Here is an 18685-nt window from a genome sequence, read left to right as displayed (position 1 = left end):
AGGCATAGCGCCAATAAAGAGGGGCGCCGATGCGCCCCTCTGTCGATGATCTATCTGTACCCTAGCGGACGATTTCGTAGCAGGGTACATACTGGCTGCCCGGCAGCTTCATCCGCTGCTGCTTGACGAAGCTCTCCAGCAGCTTGTCCATCAGGTGCATCAGCTCCTTGTCGCCGTGCAGCTTGAAGGGGCCCTTCTTCTCGATGGCGCGAATGCCCCCTTCCTTGACGTTGCCGGCGACGATGCCGGAGAAGGCACGACGCAGGTTGGCGGCCAGCAACTGGGGCGGCTGGTTGCGGTGCAGATCCAGACTGGCCATGCTGGCGTGATCCGGCTCGAAGGGGAGTTGGAACTCCGGCTCAATCTTGAGGGACCAGTTGAAGGAGTAGGCATCGCCGACCGATTTGCGGTATTCGCGGATTTTCGGCATCGCCTCTTTCATCACCCGGGCCACTTCCGGTGCATCGCCGACAATGATCCGGTAGAGCTTGGTCGCCGGTTCACCGAGGGTCGCCTTGATGAAGTCGTCGATAGCACGGAAGTAGTCGGCACTCTCTTTCGGGCCGGTCAGGATGATGGGCATCGGTTGCCGCTCGTTGGCCGGATGCATCATGATGCCGAGCAGATAGAGCAGCTCTTCGGCGGTGCCGACTCCGCCCGGGAAGATGATGATGCCGTGGCCGAGGCGCACGAAGGCTTCCAGCCGTTTCTCGATATCCGGCAGGATCACCAGCTCGTTGACGATGGGGTTGGGCGGTTCGGCCGCAATGATGGAAGGCTCCGTGAGGCCGATGTAGCGGCCGTTGCGTACCCGCTGTTTGGCATGGCCGACGGCGGCACCCTTCATCGGGCCCTCCATGGCACCCGGGCCACAGCCGGTACAGATGTTCAGCTCACGCAAGCCCAGTTCGCTGCCCACGGCGCGGGTGTACTGGTATTCGATCTCGTTGATGGAGTGGCCACCCCAGCAGACGATCAGGTTGGGATCGGCGCCGGGCAGGATCACCTTGGCGTTGCGCAGAATGGCGAACACCACGTTGGAGATATGAGTGGAGTTGGTCAGATTGACCTGGCGGTTGGACTCGAGCTGATTGGAGACATAGAGTATGTCGCGCAGCACAGAGAAGAGGTGCTCCTGAATGCCGCGAATGATCTCGCCATCGACAAAGGCGTGCTCGGGGGCATTGAACAGTTCCAGCTTGACCCCGCGCTCGCGCCGGATCACATGAATATCGAACGATTTGAAGCGCTCCAGGATCTCCTTGGAGCTGTCGGTATGGCTACCGGAATTGAGCACTGCCAGCGAGCAGTTGCGAAACAGTTGATAGATATCGCTGGAGGCAGTCTGCTTGAGGCGATCCACCTCAAGCTGTGACAGCAAATCCATGCTGCCGACGGGATTGATGTGCGTAATCATAGGTTCCCCTTTACTCACTTGTTATCGTTGTGTTTTTCCCTGGGGAGAAAAGGGGACGCTATGTTGCATCCCCTGAGATCGATAGTAGTGGTAACAGAGGGTGGAGGGAAATAGGGCGACGACTGTTCGCTGTTTTTTTAGCCGCTTGTCAGGCCAGTGTCACTTGATCCCGACCGGTGTGCTTGGAGTGGTAGAGCGCCTTGTCCGCCCGCTCGAACACATCTGATGGGTTGTCCCCATCCTTGAACAGGGTTGCACCGATGGAGATGGTGATCTCCACCTTGGCATCGCGAAAACGGAACGGGATGCTCTTGATGGTCTGGCGCAGGGTCTCCAGCGGCTTCTGGAACTTGTCCGGGTTGATGTTGGGCAACAACACCACGAACTCTTCTCCACCAAAACGGGCGATGAAGTCGGTGTCACGCAGCGCGCTCTGCAGCGCTTTGGCGACCACTTTCAACGCCTTGTCACCCGCCATATGGCCGTAGTTGTCATTGATGTTCTTGAAGTGATCGATGTCGATGATCGCCATGCAGAGCGGAGTGCGGTAACGAAGCCAACGTTTGTACTCCTGCTCCAGCCGTTCATCGAGGGCGGCCCGGTTGTGTACCTGGGTCAGGCTGTCGAGGAACAGCTTGTGTTTTTGAATGGTCAGCCGCTTCTTGTACTCGGCGGTCTCCTCCTTCATCAAGCGCAGCTTGGACTCCATGGTGGAGAGGCGGGTAAGCAGGTGACGCTCCCGCGCCGCTGTGCTGTCACGCTCTTGCAGCAGCAGGTTGATGGCGCCCATATGGCCGGAGATGGCGCGCTTGAGCGCATCGATGGAGTTATGGCTGGCCAGGGAGTGATCGATCGCCTGCAACTCGTTGACCAGCGCCTCACGGGTCTCTCGGGTTTCGTTTTGCAGCGCACGCCCCTCATCGAGGGATTCGGTAAACCCGACATGTACTGCGGAGAGGCTCTCGTTGAGGGAGCTGAGGAAGGCGCGGGAGGCTTTACGCTCCTCACGGGTGCCTTCGATGATGAGCTCGATCACCTGCAGGCAGGTTTCCGCCAGCAGGGCAGGGTTGATCCCGATCAGCAGTTGGCGGCGAATGTCGCTCAGGCTCTCGCCGATGGCGCCGGCAAAGTCGAGTTCGGTGATAAGCCGCTGCAGCTCATCGGCGATGCGGGCGTGATCCTTGAGATCAAACGGGTCGACATCGGGTTGGCCATCGTTGCTGGCAGTATCGCTTGCTTGTTGAGTTGCACCTGACGGTGCCAACAGGGGCTGGCTTGGCAGCAGCTGGATCTTGATCGCCTGCTGGTAAAACTCCAGCAGCTTGATCACCTTTTTCTGGTGATCGGCAATGCTGTAACCGGCGGGACTTGCCAGAAATTCCTTGAGGGACTTGCGGGTCTCTTCCGGGAAGCCCTTGATGTTTTTCAGCTGTTTGGAACCAAGTTCGATGGCGGTCTGGGTCAGGGTGATCGACTCTTCCAGCGCATTGCTGTGCTGCTGCAGCAGTTTTTCAATGGCCAGCAGGTCGGCGTCCAGCGAGGTAAATGCGGGATTGTTATCCAGTTTCTGCTTGAGCTTGGCGAAGCGATTGTCCAGCTCGCGGTCGAAACCACGGCAGGAGAGCATCAACTTGTTGATAAACTGGATGCCGCGAGCACGCTCTGCATCGGAAAACGACAGGACGCCGTCGAGTTCCAGCTGTTTCTGCTGAAGGGATTCCCTGAGTCTTGCCAATTGTCCTGCTACGGCAGCGATGTCATTCATTATCAGGTCGCCCTGTTGTCATTATTGTTTTTGGTGTTGGATAGCAACAGTGGTCGAACCTGGTTTCGATCCTCGCCTGTTATCTACATTATTTCCTGGTGGTTATCGGCTGCCGGCTTCCTTGCAAGGCTGGGCCAATTAACCCATTGCTTTTCATGAGAAGAATTGACTTTTACCAGTCCCTTGTCAATTGCCATCAGGCCGCATTGCCACACATCTCCATTAAAAAATGCCGCTTGTTGGCAATCGATTGCCGCGAGCTCCAACCAGGCGTTTTGCTGGCATTTTTCACTGAGCTGAATGGCTCCCGACAGGGCGAGATAGCAGAGGTCAAACAGGCCATTGTGATCGAGCGCGGTCGCAGCCTTCGGCAGGAAGGGGTGACTGACAATCCCGAGGCTGATCCGGCGATCCAGCGGATAGTTGCAAGGGAAGGCAGCGATGGCCGTCAGCAGGTCTCCCACCAGTTGATGCAGGTTGGTGACGTGGCGCTGTGGCACCACATAGAGCATGTGTCCTTCACGCAAGTCATAGATACGGCCATCTTGCGGGGTCAGGGTGTCCATATAGGCACCGAAGGCCTGCTCGATTTCTCTGCTGGCCTGATAGCCGTGGCGCTCCAGCGTGTTGACCAGGAAAGGCACACGGAACAGCAGATAGTGCAGCTTGTCATCGAACTCGCTGGAGGGTTGTTCGCTGAGGTACCAGCGATCCGATTTCAGCTGGCGCTTTGCCATCTCCCGCGGCCAGCGGTTCATCAGCCGCTGCCAGTTGGCCAGCCCCGAGCGTGGCTCGATCAGCAGGGCTTCATTGGTCCGTTTCAGTTGCAGGCGGGCAGTACGCAGCTTGAGCCAGAGGGTGAAGAAGAGGTAGATAAAGAGCGCCAGCAGCAGGCTGGTGGTGATACTCGACCAGAGATAGCGCTCCTGCTGATGTTGGCTGTTGTTAAGCCGCTGCTCCAGCTCCTTGATATGTTGCACCCGCTCGACCTGAACATAGTTGTCACGGATCGCCGCCTGCTCCATGGCCTGCTCCTGCTGGCGCACCTCCTCGCCAAGACGGTGGAAGCGCTTGTAGCTGTCGAGAGCCTGACGCAGATACCCCTTCTGCTCATAGGCCAGCGACAACAGGCGGAATACCTCGTACTGACGGCGAGTATCGCCGAGCTGATTGGCCAGCGCGCGGGCGTTCTCCAACTGCAGGATGGCGATGGCGGCCTCCTGTTTCTTCAGATAGAGCTCGCCGAGCAGCAGCAGGGTATCGATCAGCGGCTCTTTGGCATCGCTCAGCTCGTGGGACTGGCGGGCCGCATTGAGGTAGTTGCTGGCCAGCGAGAGGTTGCCGCTTTGCAGGTAGGTTTTGCCGATTTCGTATTTGAGCAGGGATGCTTGCGGTCGGTTGCTCCCCTCATCGAGCAGATCCAGCGCATTGAAGAAGTAGACCAGCGCCATATTGAGGTCGCCCTGCTCGCGGTTGAGTCGCGCCAGCACCATCAGGGAGTCGCACAGCAGGGAAGGGTTGCCGATGGAGTGGAAGTAGTTGGCCGCCTCATTGGCATACTGCAGCGCTTTCTGGGGCTCCTGCTCCTGCTGGTAGAGTTTCACTATCTGGTTCGACAGCAGGCCGAGAAAGAGCGGGTCATTGAGGCTTTTGGCCTGTTGCTGGGCATCGATATATTCCCCCAGTGCCAGCTGTGGCTGCTGCAGCGCGCGATAAAGATCGCCGCTGATGGCGCTGACCCAGGCACTGGCGAGGGGATTGGGGGTCTTGGCGGCCCAGATCCGCGCGTCTGCCAGATGGGCCTTGGCATCATCGAAGTGCTGGTTCTCGATGTCGTAGCTGGTGCGTTGCAGGCGGGCATAGATCTGGAGCTGGCTCTGCTTGAGCGTGGGGACGGCCAACTGTTCGTCCAGTTGATCCATCAGGGCGCGGCTGGTGCTCTGGTTATCCGGTTTGAGGGCCTGACTGCGGATCTTGAGATAGAGACCGTGGGCCTTGAGTTCCGGTTGCCGCTCTTTGTCTGCCAGCGCCATCGCCTTGTCGAGCGCTTGCTGGGTGGCCTGATATTGGCCCAGTTGCAGCAGACACTCCCCTTTGAGCAAGTGGGCGCCTATGGTCTGGGCCGCCGTGCTGTAGCTCAGGATGGGCTCGCGATAACCGAACTCCTGGCGATTGCTGATGATTTGCTGGGGATTATTGGCTGCGCGCGTCAGGAAGGCGGTGGTGATCTGGACGCATCTGGCAGGATCGGTCAGTACCATCGATTGCGCTTGTTGCAGATCGATTGAGAGTTGCTCCTTGTCCAGATCCAGATTCGGAGCTGACAGGGAGGACATCATCATGGCCAGAAAAAACAGTTGATTCATTGGATTAAGGACGGCGCAGAGGTGTTGGCATGTTATCCAAGCCCCCCCCTGCGAGTCCAGCGTTTACTGTGGTTTGCTGGTGGCCGGCAAGTGGGTTTCGTCTGGATTTTATTATCCAGCCCCCTTATCCCAGCTGCGCAAAGCATCGATTGAAACCTTTTTGCAAGTCATGGAGGGCAGCGTACCTGCCCTCTCTGTCGCAGCTCGACTTTATTGGCGGATCAGACGCAGGTTGGCGGGCACGGCTTCGAAATCGGAGCGGAACGGGTTGATGTCGAGGCCGCCGCGGCGGGTATAGCGGGCATAGACGGTCAACTGCTCAGGCTGGCAATAGTGTCTGAGGTCGATAAAGATCCGCTCGATGCACTGCTCGTGGAACTCGTTGTGCTGGCGAAACGAGATGAGATAGCGCAGCAGCTTCTCCCGATCGAGTTTCGGCCCCTTGTAGCGGATCACTACAGAGCCCCAGTCTGGCTGGCTGGTGACCAGACAGTTGGATTTGAGCAGGTGGCTGTGCAGGGTCTCTTCTACCTGTTCGCTACCGGCTGCCCCTTGCAGCAGGGACGCATCAAACTCGTAATTGTCTACCTCGATATCCTGCTCGTCGATGCACTCGCCGGGCAGCTGGGCAATCTGGTGCGGCGCCTTGTCGAGGGGGAACAGGGTCACCTTGACGGTCTCGCCGGCACAGGCGCTCAGATCCTTGGTCAGCATGGCGGCGACTGCCTCGATAGAGTCGCAACGGGTCTGGTTGAAGGAGTTGAGGTAGAGCTTGAAGGATTTGGATTCGATCAGGTTCGCACTGGTGGCCGGAATGGCCACTTCACCCACCGCTACCATCGGCTTGCCCTTGGCGTTGAGCCAGGAGAGCTCATAGAGGGTCCAGACATCGCAACCGCTAAAGGGCAGGTCATCGCCCAGCTGGAGATCATTCCGGTTCAGGCTACGTGGAACCGGCTGCAGCAGGGAGGGGGTGTACTGGCTAATGTAATCGGATTGCTGGCCCAGACTCAGGCCGGTCAGGGCGCTGGCCCCGGCGTATCTATCTTGTTTGCTCACAGGGTTGCTCACGTAATGTGCTCATGATGAGTGGAATGAAATGGGCCATTGCCGGGCCGGATGGTTGCAGCCGTTTGGCTTGGGCGTCGGCCTCTCGGTATCCCGGGGTCTGTTTCCCAAGGTCGCAAGGTCGGCTGGCAACCTTGTCTGTTACCGGGTTTGGTGGTGCAATAGCGGACTTTGCCAGCAATTGTGGGGATTTTCGATGTCGGATCAAGTTTTGTCTGCCCTGGAGCACTTTTTTGCCCGCTGGCAACGGGATGGCGAGGCCAGACGAGGCCTGCCCCTGTGCGAGTGGGAGGCGGACTGGCGTTCCCCCTGCCAGCTTGGTGAGCCCGCCGATGGTCGGGTGGCCTGGCGTCCTCACTATCGCTCCGAGCCCGCCGATTTTACGGCCATGGCCGATGCCCTTGAGCTGACAATTCATCCCAGCGCCATTGCCCTGTTCGGGCACTGGTTCAGCCGCCCTATCCCCTGCCTCTTCAAGGGGCTGCGCCTTGAACTTATCCTGCCGTGGAACGACGCGGATCTCGATCTGCTCAAGGAGAACCTCATCGGCCATCTGCTGATGTTGCGCAAGCTAAAACGAACCCCCTCCATCTTCATTGCCACCACCCGCAACGAGATGACGCTCATCTCGCTGGATAACGAGAGTGGTCAGGTGTGGCTGGAGTGGCTCGATTCTGGTCGCCGTCTGACGCTGGCGTCCTCCTTGCCAGCGTTTTTGGAACGGCTGGAGACGTTGCCGCAATAGCACCTGCTCGAGCCAAGGTTACCCATCGGAACGAAAAGAGCCTTGCCATGCGGCAAGGCTCTTTTTTATGGCATCGTGTACAGGGAACGCGCTTAATCCTTGAAATCCCAGGAGAGGTTGGAGACCAGACGGCAGCTGTCGCACTTGAAGTCGAAGATCTCGTGCAGCGGCTCTGCCAGCGCCCACTCACCGCCACAGCTGGGGCAGGGGCGCGCCTTCTCTTCGGCAGCGCTCAACCCGCCCACCCGGTAGAGGTAGTAGTAGGTGGGGATGCCGCTCAGCACTTCCAACCGTTTGGCCAGATCGCTGCCGCGCCGGTAGAGGCGGCTGCCCACTTCGCCGATTTCGTGCAGCGCCGCATGTTCGGCGATGGAGCCGTTCATCTGCAACTGATCGCACGCCTCCCAATCCTCCTGCCACTTGATGATCTGCTTCTGATCGCCGTTGGCGACCGCGGGCAGCTGGTAGAGCGGAATGGGGGCGAAGTGGTCGCCACAGCGCAGCGGCGAGCAGGTATGCAAAAAGCTGGTGTAGAGCATCATCCAGCTCGGCCGCTCGCCCTGCTGGCCGCAAGGATCTGTGCTGTCGGAGAGCAGATCCGCCCCCTGCAGCTGGAGTTTGGGCGCCAGCAACCCCGCCTGATTGAGCTGCTGCTCGGCCAGTTTGACCTGCTCGCTCTGGTTGTCGGGGTGCAGGCTATCCTGCTCCGGGCAGACCACCCGACTGACGAAATAGCCCTCATGCATGCTGGTGGGGAACTCCCGCCCGAGGATCTGGCCCTGATAACGCAGCATGTCGAGGTAGTTGACGATGGCCCGCTCGGCGTCGCCAAGGGAGGTATCGCAGTAACACTCAAAGCAGAGTTCGACGATATACATGGTTCAGCCTTGCCCCTGCTGGAGGAGCAGGTCGGTCAGGCGATCCACCTTCTGTTCGATGCGTGCGAGCTGTTCGGCGAGTTGCTGCAGGGTGAGCTCCGGCGCTGGCTGGGGCACGGCCTCTGGCAGGAGCTCACTCTCGGCGGTCGCGACGGGCTGCTGCTTCCACTGGCTCAGCACTTTCAGCAGCTCGGCCATCGGCACGGGCTGGGTGAGGCGGGCCTTGATCATGGCTGTGGTGGGAGTCAGGCCCTTGGCGGCCAGCTCGTTGGCAATTCGGATGATCTCGTGGGCGGACATAAGCATGCTCTGGGTGAGAAGGAGGGATCGATATCGGGGCGGGATCTTAACCAAAGCCGGCAGGGGAGGAAAGGGGTGGGCGGCTAGCGGGGCTGGCGCAGCATCACATCTAGCTGGTCGATCGCCTCGCACCAGTCGGAGTCGTTCCACAGGGCGTCGCGCAGAAAGCTGGCCTGGGCGGCGTTCCAGAAGGTCGCCTCCGGCAGCAGGGTTTCATTGTCGAGGTGATGGTCGTGCACAAAGCGGTGCAGGCTCAGCTCGTCGTTGGCCATCCCGAGCTGGGCAAACAGGGCTGGCAGATCGTGGACAAGGGGTTCCATCTCGTCTCTCCCTTTGTTTAATCCCTGAGATTATAGACAGGCACAGCTATCGGGCGCAGAGACGAGATTGGGGATCAGGCAGAGGGAATTCGATGGGGGGGCAGATCAACACCCACGACGTGCAGCCCCTGCATCTTGAGGGTGCCCTGATAGTGGCTCTCGCCATCGCTGGAGAATTCAAACTGATAGTGGGTCAGCAGCCGCAGGGGATTATGTGCCAGCTCCCGCCGATGGCGAGCCAGTGACAGCAGTTGCAGATCATGGTGCTGGCAGTAGCGGCGCATGTATTGCCAGGCCACTTCTGCCTGTTGGCGTTGCAGCCAGAACAGGCCGGCTACGGCAATCAGCAACAAAATTCCGAGCATCTCTCCCATAGGCGGGCTTCCTTATCGTGATGTCGATAACCGGGAGTCCTGCTCGGCACTCCCGATCTCCTTTTCTATTTCCCGCCGTGTTGCCTCGTGGCGTGAGGGGGAGGCGAGGGATCAGGCCGAGGCAAACAGACGGCCGATGGCCTTGCCCAGCGCATCGCTGCGGTCGGGGTCACGCAGTCTGGCCAGCATATCATTGCGCAGGGCCGGTAAAGTGACCAACTCGGCAAAAATCTGATTGAAGAACTGGGTCGGTTGCAGTGCCAGCTGTTCCAGATAGTGGCTGAGCAGATTGGCATCTTTCAGATCGGGCCAGAGCCGGCCCGCAATGGCGAGCAGCAGCGCCGGGCTTGGCTGGGTTTGCAGCAGGGTCAGCAGCTTGTTGGTGCGCAAAGTGCTGCCGGGGCAGGAGGCCATGGCGCGGCAGAGGTAGGCCAGGGTCTCAGGGTTGGGGGCGGCGCACTCCTGCTCCTTGCCGATCCGCTCGAGCAGAGCGCCTTGTACTGCCGGCGGCAGCGGGGCGTTTTCAAGGCTCTGGCAGAGGGCGTAGAGCGGCTCTTGCGGCAGTTTGGGCAGCGCCTTGCAGATCAGCGCCAGATTGCGTTCATCATGCAGTCGCTCGGCCAGATCGGCAAAGCCCTGTAGTCCCAGCGTCTGCCAACCGGTGTCGTTGGGGGCGGCCAGATAGTGGTAGAGGGCATCGTAATAGGCAGAAGGGGCCTGCTCCAGCTGGCGCGCCAGCTTGGCGTGCAGACTGGCCATTTTTGCCTCCGCCGGGCGGAAGGTGTAGGGGTTGTCGGCCAAGCGCTGGGCTTTTTCCTCGTCCAGATCGCCGGTGAGCTTGTAGCCCAGGGTCTCCACCACCTGATCCATGAACAGCTTGGGACCATTTGACATCAGCAGGCCGCGCTCATCGAGGGCGAACTTGAGGAACCAGAGGTAGTGGCGAGACTCGCTCGGCTGGAAGAAGTGCACACCCAGCCAAGCGTGCTGTTGCAGCGGCCAGGGATAGGGCTCCTGCTGCTGTTCGATGCGGACAAAGGTATCGCTTGCCAGTGGCCGCACCTGGCGGCCCATGTCAAACAGCTGGAACTGGGTGCCAGCCTGAGTCAGAAATTCGGTCAAGGTATTGATGGCAGTAGGCGTCACAGACATGGTGAGATCCGGCTAATGGTGATGCGGGCCGATTATAAGGCCCTTGCCGAGGATAGCCAGTGGCAGCAGACGCGCGTTGCGGCAGATATCAACATGGCAGCCATGCGGGGGGAGGTGTATAGTATCGCCCTTTTTTAACGGCGGCAGGCCGCGCTGGCTGCCGTGTATGTCGACGAGCTGGCTGAATCGCCGGTGCTGCGCGACCGAATGTACCGGCATCCTGGCTGGCCCTGTCGGGTCGGCGGATCAATTTGTGGTTATGAGGAAGAGAGCGAGATGAATCAATATTTGCTGGTAGCTGGCCTGTTGGGGGAACTCACCGCCGAGTTGCAGCGCCTCGAGCGCTGGCAAGCTGACCATCCCGGTGACGAAGCCCTGGCAAGCACCCTGCCTTTTTGTGTCGATACCCTGAGCTTTGATCAGTGGCTGCAGTTCGTGCTGATCCCGCGCATGGAGCAACTGGTGATGTTGCAGGCGCCGTTGCCCACCAGCGTCTCCCTCTATCCCATGGCCAGCGAAGTCTACAAAGAAGATCTGGCCGAAGCAGAAGCGCTGCTGCGCCTGATCGCCCGCTTCGATCTGCTGCTCTCCGGCAAAGTGATCGAACAATGATGCCTGCGCAAACTCGAGAAGAGAGTGACCTGAAGCTGACTCTGCTCTATCAGGATGAGTGGCTGGTTGCGGTCAACAAGCCGTCCGGTCTGCTGGTGCATCGCAGCTGGCTCGACAAGGGCGAGACCCGTTTTGCCATGCAGATGACCCGGGATCTCATCGGTGGTCGCCATGTCTATCCGGTGCATCGCCTCGACCGACCCACCTCCGGTGTGCTGCTGTTTGCGCTCGATCCGGTGATTGCCCGCGCACTGACCGAAGCCTTTACCCAACGTCAGGTGCACAAGGAGTATCTGGCATTGGTGCGTGGCTGGGCGCCCGAGCAGGGGGTGATCGACTATCCCCTCAAGGAGCAGCTGGACAAGATTGCCGATGCCATGAGCAACCCGGATCGCCCGGCGCAGGATGCCGTCACCACCTTCCGGCGCCTGCATAAGGTCGAGCTGCCCCACGCGGTCTCCAAGAAGCACCCCACCAGTCGCTACAGTCTGGTCAGATTGTTCCCGAAGACCGGCCGCAAGCATCAGTTGCGCCGCCATATGGATCATCTGTTCCATCCTATTGTGGGCGATACCACCCACGGGGATGGGCGCCACAACCGTTTCTTTCGCGAGCACTTCGGCTGCGAACGGCTGCTGCTGGTGGCCCGCACCCTGAGCTTTACCCATCCGGTGCTCAAGGTGCCGATGCGGATCCAGGCGCCGCTCGGTCAGGATGTGTTGCGCCTGTTTGCCGAGCTGGGCTGGCCCGCCAGCGAGAGCGACTACTAAGCGCCTTATCCTCAGCCTTGAACCGGTGGCATCTGACGCCAGCTTGCTGATAGAGTTGCTCAAAAGAGTGACTCAAGCAGGGAGAGGAGAATGGCGCAGATCGATATCGTGGTAGGAACTGTCTACGGCGCAGCCATGCTGGTGGCCGAGACCTTGGCAGATGAGCTGGAACGCAAGGGGCATCACTGTTCTCTGCACGAAGAAGCACGGCTGGCGGACATCGACCCCGGCCGTTTTTTATTGCTGGTAAGTGCCACTACAGGACAGGGGGACATTCCTCCCAATCTGCAGCCCTTTGCCAGCGAGCTGGCTGACAAGGCGCCCTGGCTCAAGGGGCTGCGGTATGCCCTGATTGCCATGGGCGACAGCAGCTATGACCATTTTTGTGGCGCGGGCCGTCGGCTGGACGGATTGCTGCAAGAGCTGGGCGCCACGCGAGTGATTCCCCCGCTGGAGCTAGATGCTACCGTGCACGATGAACCCGAACAGGTGGCACTCAGCTGGCTGAAAAAGTGGGATATTCAGCCCTGAATATTCTCTGAAATAGAGCCATATCAATCCCCTGATCCTTAACCGGCAGGGGATTGTTATTTGCACAAATGTCATCTCACTCAGCAAGCATATTTCCCACTCTTATTGTCGATAGTGGCGGAGGGATATTTTCCCCTTTTGGCATTCCATCGGCGTAATGGTTTCAAGCGCACCGCAGACCCGTTCTCCAAATAAAAGTTCAATCTTGAAAGCGATCTCAGTCATGTTTTTGTCATTCGATCGTAAAATAACGACTTTGGTTCAGTCGCGAATTAATTGCTGGTAACGCTTTCATGTTTGCTTTAATTGCTTGTTTTGTTGTTTTGTTGGCCATTCATTGCCTTGTTGGTCGATTTTTTGCCTGCTTGTGTTGTGGCGATCGTTTGCCGAGCGATTTGTCGCCATTTTGTGAGTCGCTTCATATTTGTCGTGAAATACGCTCCCTATAATCAACCTCGGTTATCACCAACAGGATTACATGGTGATAAGAAGTTGAATATTCAGGATCACACTCCTCACTGCGGGAAATAAGGAATATGACAATGAAAATGAAGTGGCTCCCGATTGCAGCAGCTGTTACTGCCGCCCTGGCTTCCCAAGCCGCCTTTGCCGTAGATTTCCACGGTTACTTCCGTTCCGGCGTCGGTGTTTCCGGCGACGGCGACATGGTTAAATACAACGTCAATAAAGTTGGCCGTCTGGGTAACGAAAATGATACCTACGGTGAAGTGCAACTGGGTCAGGAAGTATTCAACAAAGATGGCAAGACTTTCTATGTTGATTCCATGTTTGCCATGGCTTCCAACGGTTCAAACGACTGGGAAGGTACCGGTACTGTTTGTAACTTCGATGCCAAACAGTGCAATGGTGATTCTGACTTCGCTCTGCGTCAGTTCAACGTACAAGCCAAAGGCTTGCTGAACTTTGCTCCTGAAGCAACCCTGTGGGCTGGTAAGCGTTACTATCAACGCCATGACATCCACATCTCCGACTTCTACTACTGGAACATCTCCGGTGCTGGTGCTGGTATCGAAGGCATCCAGGCTGGTCCGGGTAAAGTCTCTTTCGCATGGGTACGTAACGACCGTAGCGCAAAAGACGTGTTCGGCGAGTACACCAATACCGGAACCAGTGCAGCTCCAAACTACGTGAAGAACGAAGATCTGAACGTAAATACTCTGGATCTGCGTTATGCCGGCATCCCGCTGTGGACCGATGCCTCTCTGGAACTGGGCGTGGATTACGCTCTGGTAAATGAAACCAATGATCAGAAAGCACTGAAGAAAGACCCGCAAGATGGCGTCATGCTGACTGCTGAACTGACCGCAGGCATCCTCGGTGGTTTCAACAAAACCGTGCTGCAATACGGTACCGAAGGTTACTCCAAGACCATGGCTTTCTACGGTGATGGTTCTTGGTACGGCGCTGAAGCCAAAGACGGTGCCGATGGTTTCCGTATCATCAACTGGGGCGTTGTTCCGATGGGCAACTCCTGGGAGATGGGTCATCAGTTGGTCTACGGTGTAGGCAACGAAATGTGGGATGGCAACGACAAGTACGAAACCATGTCCGCTGTTATCCGCCCGATGTACAAGTGGGATGACTTCAACAAGACCATCTTTGAAGGCGGTTACTTCAAGGACAACAACAAGTCCACCAATGGCAGCGAAGACAAAGATGCCGGCTACAAGTTGACCCTGGCTCAAGCCTGGTCTGCTGGTTCCAGCTTCTGGGCCCGTCCGGAAATCCGTGTGTTCGCCTCCTACCTGGCTAACGACGAAGACAAGAAAGTCTTCGAAGGCAATACCTCCAAAGACACCTACCAGTTTGGTGTGCAAGCAGAAGCTTGGTGGTAAGCAAAAGTTTAAGCTAAGTTAGTGACTGCCCCCTTATGGGGGCAGTTTTGTTTCGCCGGATCACGGCCACCGGATTATGGAGATAAGGAAAATGAAACGGGTAAAGATGTCTATTGCAGCCGTAATCACTGCGCTATTAACCGGTTGTGCCGGAAACATGGTTGTTCCTCTGCAAGAACATGGCTCGATCTTGAGCGATGCAGATCAAGCCAAGCAAGCGTTGGCCAAAGCCTCAAGCTGCTGTGTGGCGTTTAAAGATTTCAGTTATGCCCCCTTGCCTGAAGGTGAGACCTTGCTGGCCATTGATGGCAAGCAACCCACTTTTCAGTTTGATGAGGGGATGAGTTACTTTGCTGCTTATCGCTTGCCGACCAACACCGGCAATCTGGCGATCAGCCTGGCATCACAGGTGAGTAAAACCGTGATGGTGCCCAAGGTCATTATGCTGGATGCCGAGTTCAAGGTGACTCGGGTCCTGGGTGAGTCAGTATTCAGCTATCAGCCTGCTCACTTGCTCGATAACGACCGTATCGAAGGACGTGTTTTTGTTGACCGCAGCATGCCTGGCAACCCGGCCAGCGAAACATACATGATCGTTTATGCGCCCGCGGATAAGCTCTCAGGCAGCACAACAATCCTGCATCCATCAAAAGCATTTGCTCGCGCTAATGGTACCGTTGAGCCTGATATCAAGGATCCGGTGATCCCGCACTCCCCGTGGGGTTTGGTGCAGATCAAAGTCAAAGATATGGCCCGTGGGAGTGGCCTTGAAGCGGTATTCAAACCCGAATATGCCGACAAGGTGGCCATGAGCCAGGGTCAGCAGGCTGCCGCGATAGCGACTACCGCAGCCGTTACCACAACTGCAACAGCTGCGGTCGCAGCCAAACCTGCTCCTGCCATGCTGAGTGAAACTGAAGCCTTCTATCAGAGCCAGATCGAAAAAGCGGTCAAGGCGGGGGATATCGACAAGGCGATGAAGCTGGTGAACGAGGCCGAGCGGGCCGGTTCAACCAAGGCAAAAAGCGTGTTTATTGATGCGGTCAAGCGCTCGCAAAAATAGAGTAATACGACCATTTACTGGTCAGATATATTTATTGAGGCCTCCCTTGTTGGAGGCCTTTTTAATCGGTAGACTGTAATAAATAAAAATCACGAGTTACATTTAGTTACAATGAGTTGCTGTTTGATGTAAATGGCATTATTGAAATACAAAATGAAACTGCTATTTATATGTCTTTGTAATAGAGTGATAATGCGGATTATTAACTTATATTAGTGTTGTTTTTTAGCTGCTAAACAAGTTGTGATCTTCCCTCCAAATTCAATATTCCCCCGCCTTCGAAAGCAGCAATTTATGACCCGCTGGGTTATATTCTGATGGTCAAAATAAACAAGCCCGACTCGAAGATATCTGAATGAATCAGTCCTTATTTCATCCAGATAGATCGTTCAGGGACGACAATCCATTCAGGAGCGCACACAATGTTCAAAAATGCTTTCTCTAATCTGCAAAAGGTTGGTAAGGCGCTGATGCTGCCAGTATCAGTCTTGCCAGTCGCAGGTATTCTGCTGGGGGTGGGTGCTGCCCACTTCAGCTGGATGCCGGAAATTGTCTCCCAATTGATGGAGCAAGCCGGTGGTTCTGTATTTGGCCAGATGGCCCTGCTGTTCGCAGTGGGTGTTGCTCTGGGCTTTACCAATAACGACGGTGTATCCGGTCTGTCAGCCATCGTTGGCTACGGCATCATGGTCGCAACCCTGAAGGTCATGGCACCTGTGATGGGTGTTGAAACCATCGAAACCGGCGTGCTGGGTGGTATCCTGGCCGGTGGTATCGCTGCCTGGGCGTTCAACCGTTTCTACAAGATCCAGCTGCCAGAGTACCTGGGCTTCTTCGCGGGCAAACGTGCCGTACCCATCATCACCGGTTTCCTCTCCATCGGTCTGGGTGTGATCCTGTCCGTGATTTGGCCGCCAGTGGGTGGCGCCATCGGTGCCTTCTCTGACTGGGCTGCCAACCAGAACCCGGTACTGGCCTTCGGTATCTACGGCGTGGTTGAGCGCTCCCTGATCCCGTTCGGTCTGCACCACATCTGGAACGTACCGTTCTTCTATCAGGCTGGTACCTGCGTCAACGGTGCCGGTGAAACTGTTCACGGTATCATGACCTGCTTCCTGACTGCTGATGACGCGTCCCGCGCTGCCGGTAACGGCTTCGGTCAGCTGGCTGGTGGCTACCTGTTCAAAATGTTCGGTCTGCCTGCTGCTGCGTTCGCCATCGCTCACGCTGCCAAGCCGGAAAACCGCGCCAAGATCGTTGGTATCATGGCCTCTGCTGCCCTGACCTCTTTCCTGACCGGTATCACCGAGCCGATTGAATTCTCCTTCCTGTTCATCGCTCCGGTTCTGTACGCAATCCACGCTGTACTGGCTGGTCTGGCTTATGTGCTGACCAACTCTCTGGGTATCGTACACGGTCACACCTTCTCCAACGGCTTCATCGACTTCGTGGTGCAATCACCGCGTGCCGACAACATGCTGCTGCTGGTTGGTCTGGGTCTGGTTTACGCGGCCATCTACTACGTGGTATTTAGCTTCGTTATCCGTGCCATGAACCTGAAAACCCCGGGTCGTGAAGACGAGACTGCTGAAGAGACCGTTGGCCAAGGCAAAGACGAGATGTCTGCTGCTCTGGTTGCCGCCTTCGGTGGTAAAGAGAACATCGCTTCTCTGGATGCCTGCATCACCCGTCTGCGTGTTGGCGTGAAAGATGTTGCCAAGGTTGACCAGGCTGGTCTGAAGAAGCTGGGTGCTGCCGGTGTGGTAGTGGCTGGTTCCGGCGTTCAAGCCATCTTCGGTACCAAGTCCGACAACCTGAAAACCGACATGGACATCTGGATGAAGAGCAACTAATTCTGTTGCCTGAATATCAGCGTGTTTGAAGAGGGAGGCGAAAGCCTCCCTCTTGCTATTTGTGGTTATGGAGCGTGCGAGTCGCTGTAGATCGATCTCGGCAGGAGTCTCTTTGCCCAAGATGCGATGTGTAACGTGATGCCCTATGTCGGCACAACTGCTGGTGTGCCTCGCGGCGCCTTATCGCACGTCATCACCAGATAAACCCATATAAAGTCAGCCAATAAAAAGAGCGCCACCTGGGCGCTCTTTTGTCGAGTCGAGGGGATTAGAGTTTCTCCAGATCCCGCTCGATTTCGCTGATCTTGTTCTGTACCACTTTTTCCAGATGGCGTAGGTCGCGCAGGATCTTCTGCTTGATGTCCGGGTCGGCCTGCTGATGGACGCCCTGGGTCAGGTTATCCAGCTCATCCACCACATATTTGAGGTTGGCGTTGATCTCGGTGACATCCTTGTACTCATGGGTACCGGAGTCGACCAGCATGGTCTTGCGCTGGCGGGGATACTTGAATTTGACACTCTTGGCGAAGAACTCGCCCTTCTGCTTCTTGAAGTAGATCTTGAGGATGTCGTGGTTGGCCTCCTGGCGCAGGGTGTAGCTGTCGACGGAGGCGGGATCCTGGATCCCCAGGCTCTTCAGATTCTCGTACATCAGGCTTCCTCGGTTTGAAACGATCCTGTCTCATCCATCTTAACCGATGCCTCATGGCTTGCCTGTGACAGGGGCGCCAAAATCAAAAGGGCGCCATCAGGCGCCCTTTTCATCACAGCAATGCTGATTACTCGTCGATGGAGCGCAGCAGAGCGTTGATGCCGACTTTGGCGCGAGTCTTGGCATCCACCTTCTTGACGATCACCGCCGCGTAGAGGCTGTACTTGCCGCACTTGGAGGGCAGGGAGCCGGAGACGACCACGGAGCCAGCCGGTACGCGGCCGTAGTGGATCTCGCCGGTTTCGCGGTCATAGATGCGGGTGGACTGGCCGATGAAGACGCCCATGGAGATGACGGAACCTTCCTCGACGATGACCCCTTCAACCACTTCGGAGCGGGCACCGATAAAGCAGTTGTCTTCGATGATGGTCGGGTTGGCCTGCAGCGGTTCCAGTACGCCGCCGATGCCGACGCCGCCGGAGAGGTGAACGTTCTTACCGATCTGGGCGCAAGAGCCGACAGTGGCCCAGGTATCAACCATGGTACCTTCGTCAACGAAGGCGCCGATGTTGACATAGGAGGGCATCAGCACGGTATTGGGGGCGATAAAGGAGCCTTTGCGGGCTGTTGCCGGCGGCACCACGCGCACACCTGCTTCCTTGAACTGTTCGGCAGTGTAGTTGGAGAACTTGAGGGGAACCTTGTCGTAGTACTGGGCATCGTCGCCCTTGATGATGCCGTTGTCGTTGATGCGGAAGTAGAGCAGTACCGCTTTCTTCAACCACTGATGGACAACCCACTCACCGGCGATCTTCTCGGCAACCCGCGCCTTGCCAGAGTCCAGCAGGTCGATGGCTTGCAGGATGGCGGACTTGGTGGTGCTATCCACGGAGCCCGGAGTAATGGTGTCGCGGCGCTCGAAGGCCGCTTCAATGATCTGTTGCAACTCGGTCATGACAGGTT

General features: G+C 57.2%; 18 protein-coding genes. 7 read left to right on the top strand and 11 right to left on the bottom strand.

Annotation, left to right across the window (positions count from 1 at the left end; all coding sequences use genetic code 11):
• Positions 1–61: 61 nt before the first annotated feature.
• From ppnN to queF, 4 genes are all read right to left on the bottom strand, one after another.
• Positions 62–1417, bottom strand: coding sequence for a nucleotide 5'-monophosphate nucleosidase PpnN (gene ppnN, locus AB5Y71_RS19180; protein ID WP_005338611.1), 1356 nt, complete (start codon positions 1415–1417; stop codon positions 62–64).
• A 148-nt stretch (positions 1418–1565) separates the two neighbouring features.
• Entirely contained in the window at positions 1566–3182 is a 1617-nt protein-coding gene (locus AB5Y71_RS19175; protein WP_368172237.1) for a diguanylate cyclase, read from the bottom strand.
• Positions 3183–3265: 83 nt separating this feature from the next.
• On the bottom strand, positions 3266–5548 hold the full coding sequence (locus AB5Y71_RS19170; protein ID WP_368172236.1) for a tetratricopeptide repeat protein: 2283 nt from the start codon (positions 5546–5548) through the stop codon (positions 3266–3268).
• A gap of 210 nt (positions 5549–5758) precedes the next feature.
• Positions 5759–6607: an NADPH-dependent 7-cyano-7-deazaguanine reductase QueF gene (queF, locus tag AB5Y71_RS19165; RefSeq protein WP_368172235.1), complete on the bottom strand. Its 849-nt coding sequence runs from the start codon at positions 6605–6607 to the stop codon at positions 5759–5761.
• Between the two features lie 205 nt (positions 6608–6812).
• On the opposite strand from queF, the gene syd reads away from it, so the two are divergent.
• On the top strand, positions 6813–7361 hold the full coding sequence (gene syd, locus AB5Y71_RS19160) for a SecY-interacting protein (protein ID WP_236271866.1): 549 nt from the start codon (positions 6813–6815) through the stop codon (positions 7359–7361).
• 92 nt (positions 7362–7453) lie between these two features.
• Here syd and AB5Y71_RS19155 read toward each other — a convergent pair whose 3' ends face one another.
• From AB5Y71_RS19155 to AB5Y71_RS19135, 5 genes are all read right to left on the bottom strand, one after another.
• Entirely contained in the window at positions 7454–8239 is a 786-nt protein-coding gene (locus tag AB5Y71_RS19155; RefSeq protein WP_139735707.1) for a Zn-ribbon-containing protein, read from the bottom strand.
• A gap of 3 nt (positions 8240–8242) precedes the next feature.
• Positions 8243–8539, bottom strand: a complete 297-nt coding sequence (locus AB5Y71_RS19150; protein WP_042081118.1) for a DNA-binding protein — start codon at positions 8537–8539, stop codon at positions 8243–8245.
• A gap of 83 nt (positions 8540–8622) precedes the next feature.
• Positions 8623–8859 (bottom strand): DUF2789 family protein, encoded by a 237-nt coding sequence (locus AB5Y71_RS19145; protein ID WP_368172234.1) that lies wholly within the window; start codon positions 8857–8859, stop codon positions 8623–8625.
• A 74-nt stretch (positions 8860–8933) separates the two neighbouring features.
• A complete protein-coding gene (locus AB5Y71_RS19140; protein WP_005338600.1) occupies positions 8934–9233 on the bottom strand; it encodes a DUF3301 domain-containing protein in 300 nt (99 codons plus the stop codon).
• A gap of 111 nt (positions 9234–9344) precedes the next feature.
• On the bottom strand, positions 9345–10385 hold the full coding sequence (locus AB5Y71_RS19135) for a DUF3549 family protein (RefSeq protein ID WP_368172233.1): 1041 nt from the start codon (positions 10383–10385) through the stop codon (positions 9345–9347).
• Between the two features lie 276 nt (positions 10386–10661).
• On the opposite strand from AB5Y71_RS19135, the gene AB5Y71_RS19130 reads away from it, so the two are divergent.
• The 6 genes from AB5Y71_RS19130 (at position 10662) to ptsG (ending at position 17070) form a co-directional block, all read left to right on the top strand.
• Positions 10662–10997 carry a YqcC family protein gene (locus tag AB5Y71_RS19130; protein WP_005338596.1) on the top strand — a complete coding sequence of 112 codons (336 nt, stop codon included), beginning with the start codon at positions 10662–10664 and terminating at the stop codon, positions 10995–10997.
• Positions 10994–11767, top strand: coding sequence for a tRNA pseudouridine(65) synthase TruC (truC, locus tag AB5Y71_RS19125; RefSeq protein WP_076492940.1), 774 nt, complete (start codon positions 10994–10996; stop codon positions 11765–11767). The genes AB5Y71_RS19130 and truC overlap by 4 nt, the downstream gene beginning before the upstream one ends.
• A gap of 90 nt (positions 11768–11857) precedes the next feature.
• The gene (locus AB5Y71_RS19120) at positions 11858–12298 is read left to right on the top strand and encodes a flavodoxin (RefSeq protein WP_042055099.1); all 441 of its coding nucleotides are present in this window, start codon (positions 11858–11860) and stop codon (positions 12296–12298) included.
• A 542-nt stretch (positions 12299–12840) separates the two neighbouring features.
• Positions 12841–14154, top strand: a complete 1314-nt coding sequence (locus AB5Y71_RS19115; protein WP_005349751.1) for a maltoporin — start codon at positions 12841–12843, stop codon at positions 14152–14154.
• Between the two features lie 91 nt (positions 14155–14245).
• A complete protein-coding gene (locus AB5Y71_RS19110) occupies positions 14246–15217 on the top strand; it encodes a MalM family protein (RefSeq protein ID WP_227273169.1) in 972 nt (323 codons plus the stop codon).
• 422 nt (positions 15218–15639) lie between these two features.
• Positions 15640–17070, top strand: a complete 1431-nt coding sequence (ptsG, locus tag AB5Y71_RS19105; RefSeq protein WP_076492930.1) for a PTS glucose transporter subunit IIBC — start codon at positions 15640–15642, stop codon at positions 17068–17070.
• Between the two features lie 268 nt (positions 17071–17338).
• Here ptsG and AB5Y71_RS19100 read toward each other — a convergent pair whose 3' ends face one another.
• A complete protein-coding gene (locus AB5Y71_RS19100; RefSeq protein WP_005338583.1) occupies positions 17339–17722 on the bottom strand; it encodes a DUF3461 family protein in 384 nt (127 codons plus the stop codon).
• Positions 17723–17849: 127 nt separating this feature from the next.
• Positions 17850–18677: a 2,3,4,5-tetrahydropyridine-2,6-dicarboxylate N-succinyltransferase gene (gene dapD, locus AB5Y71_RS19095; RefSeq protein WP_042081110.1), complete on the bottom strand. Its 828-nt coding sequence runs from the start codon at positions 18675–18677 to the stop codon at positions 17850–17852.
• Positions 18678–18685 lie beyond the last annotated feature (8 nt).

The organism is Aeromonas sp. R9-2 (assembly GCF_040908025.1).
GTDB lineage: Bacteria > Pseudomonadota > Gammaproteobacteria > Enterobacterales > Aeromonadaceae > Aeromonas > Aeromonas veronii.
This window is presented reverse-complemented; position numbering and strand designations above follow the sequence as displayed.

Bases quoted from the DNA above. Each gene is read 5' to 3' on its own strand.
- AB5Y71_RS19175 (WP_368172237.1), bottom strand. From the start codon at position 3,182: ATGAATGACATCGCTGCCGTAGCAGGACAATTGGCAAGACTCAGGGAA.
- AB5Y71_RS19130 (WP_005338596.1), top strand. From the start codon at position 10,662: ATGAATCAATATTTGCTGGTAGCTGGCCTGTTGGGGGAACTCACCGCC.
- dapD (WP_042081110.1), bottom strand. From the start codon at position 18,677: ATGACCGAGTTGCAACAGATCATTGAAGCGGCCTTCGAGCGCCGCGAC.
- ppnN (WP_005338611.1), bottom strand. From the start codon at position 1,417: ATGATTACGCACATCAATCCCGTCGGCAGCATGGATTTGCTGTCACAG.
- AB5Y71_RS19150 (WP_042081118.1), bottom strand. From the start codon at position 8,539: ATGTCCGCCCACGAGATCATCCGAATTGCCAACGAGCTGGCCGCCAAG.
- AB5Y71_RS19170 (WP_368172236.1), bottom strand. From the start codon at position 5,548: ATGAATCAACTGTTTTTTCTGGCCATGATGATGTCCTCCCTGTCAGCT.
- AB5Y71_RS19110 (WP_227273169.1), top strand. From the start codon at position 14,246: ATGAAACGGGTAAAGATGTCTATTGCAGCCGTAATCACTGCGCTATTA.
- syd (WP_236271866.1), top strand. From the start codon at position 6,813: ATGTCGGATCAAGTTTTGTCTGCCCTGGAGCACTTTTTTGCCCGCTGG.
- AB5Y71_RS19135 (WP_368172233.1), bottom strand. From the start codon at position 10,385: ATGTCTGTGACGCCTACTGCCATCAATACCTTGACCGAATTTCTGACT.
- ptsG (WP_076492930.1), top strand. From the start codon at position 15,640: ATGTTCAAAAATGCTTTCTCTAATCTGCAAAAGGTTGGTAAGGCGCTG.
- AB5Y71_RS19100 (WP_005338583.1), bottom strand. From the start codon at position 17,722: ATGTACGAGAATCTGAAGAGCCTGGGGATCCAGGATCCCGCCTCCGTC.
- AB5Y71_RS19140 (WP_005338600.1), bottom strand. From the start codon at position 9,233: ATGGGAGAGATGCTCGGAATTTTGTTGCTGATTGCCGTAGCCGGCCTG.
- AB5Y71_RS19120 (WP_042055099.1), top strand. From the start codon at position 11,858: ATGGCGCAGATCGATATCGTGGTAGGAACTGTCTACGGCGCAGCCATG.
- truC (WP_076492940.1), top strand. From the start codon at position 10,994: ATGATGCCTGCGCAAACTCGAGAAGAGAGTGACCTGAAGCTGACTCTG.
- AB5Y71_RS19115 (WP_005349751.1), top strand. From the start codon at position 12,841: ATGAAAATGAAGTGGCTCCCGATTGCAGCAGCTGTTACTGCCGCCCTG.
- AB5Y71_RS19145 (WP_368172234.1), bottom strand. From the start codon at position 8,859: ATGGAACCCCTTGTCCACGATCTGCCAGCCCTGTTTGCCCAGCTCGGG.
- AB5Y71_RS19155 (WP_139735707.1), bottom strand. From the start codon at position 8,239: ATGTATATCGTCGAACTCTGCTTTGAGTGTTACTGCGATACCTCCCTT.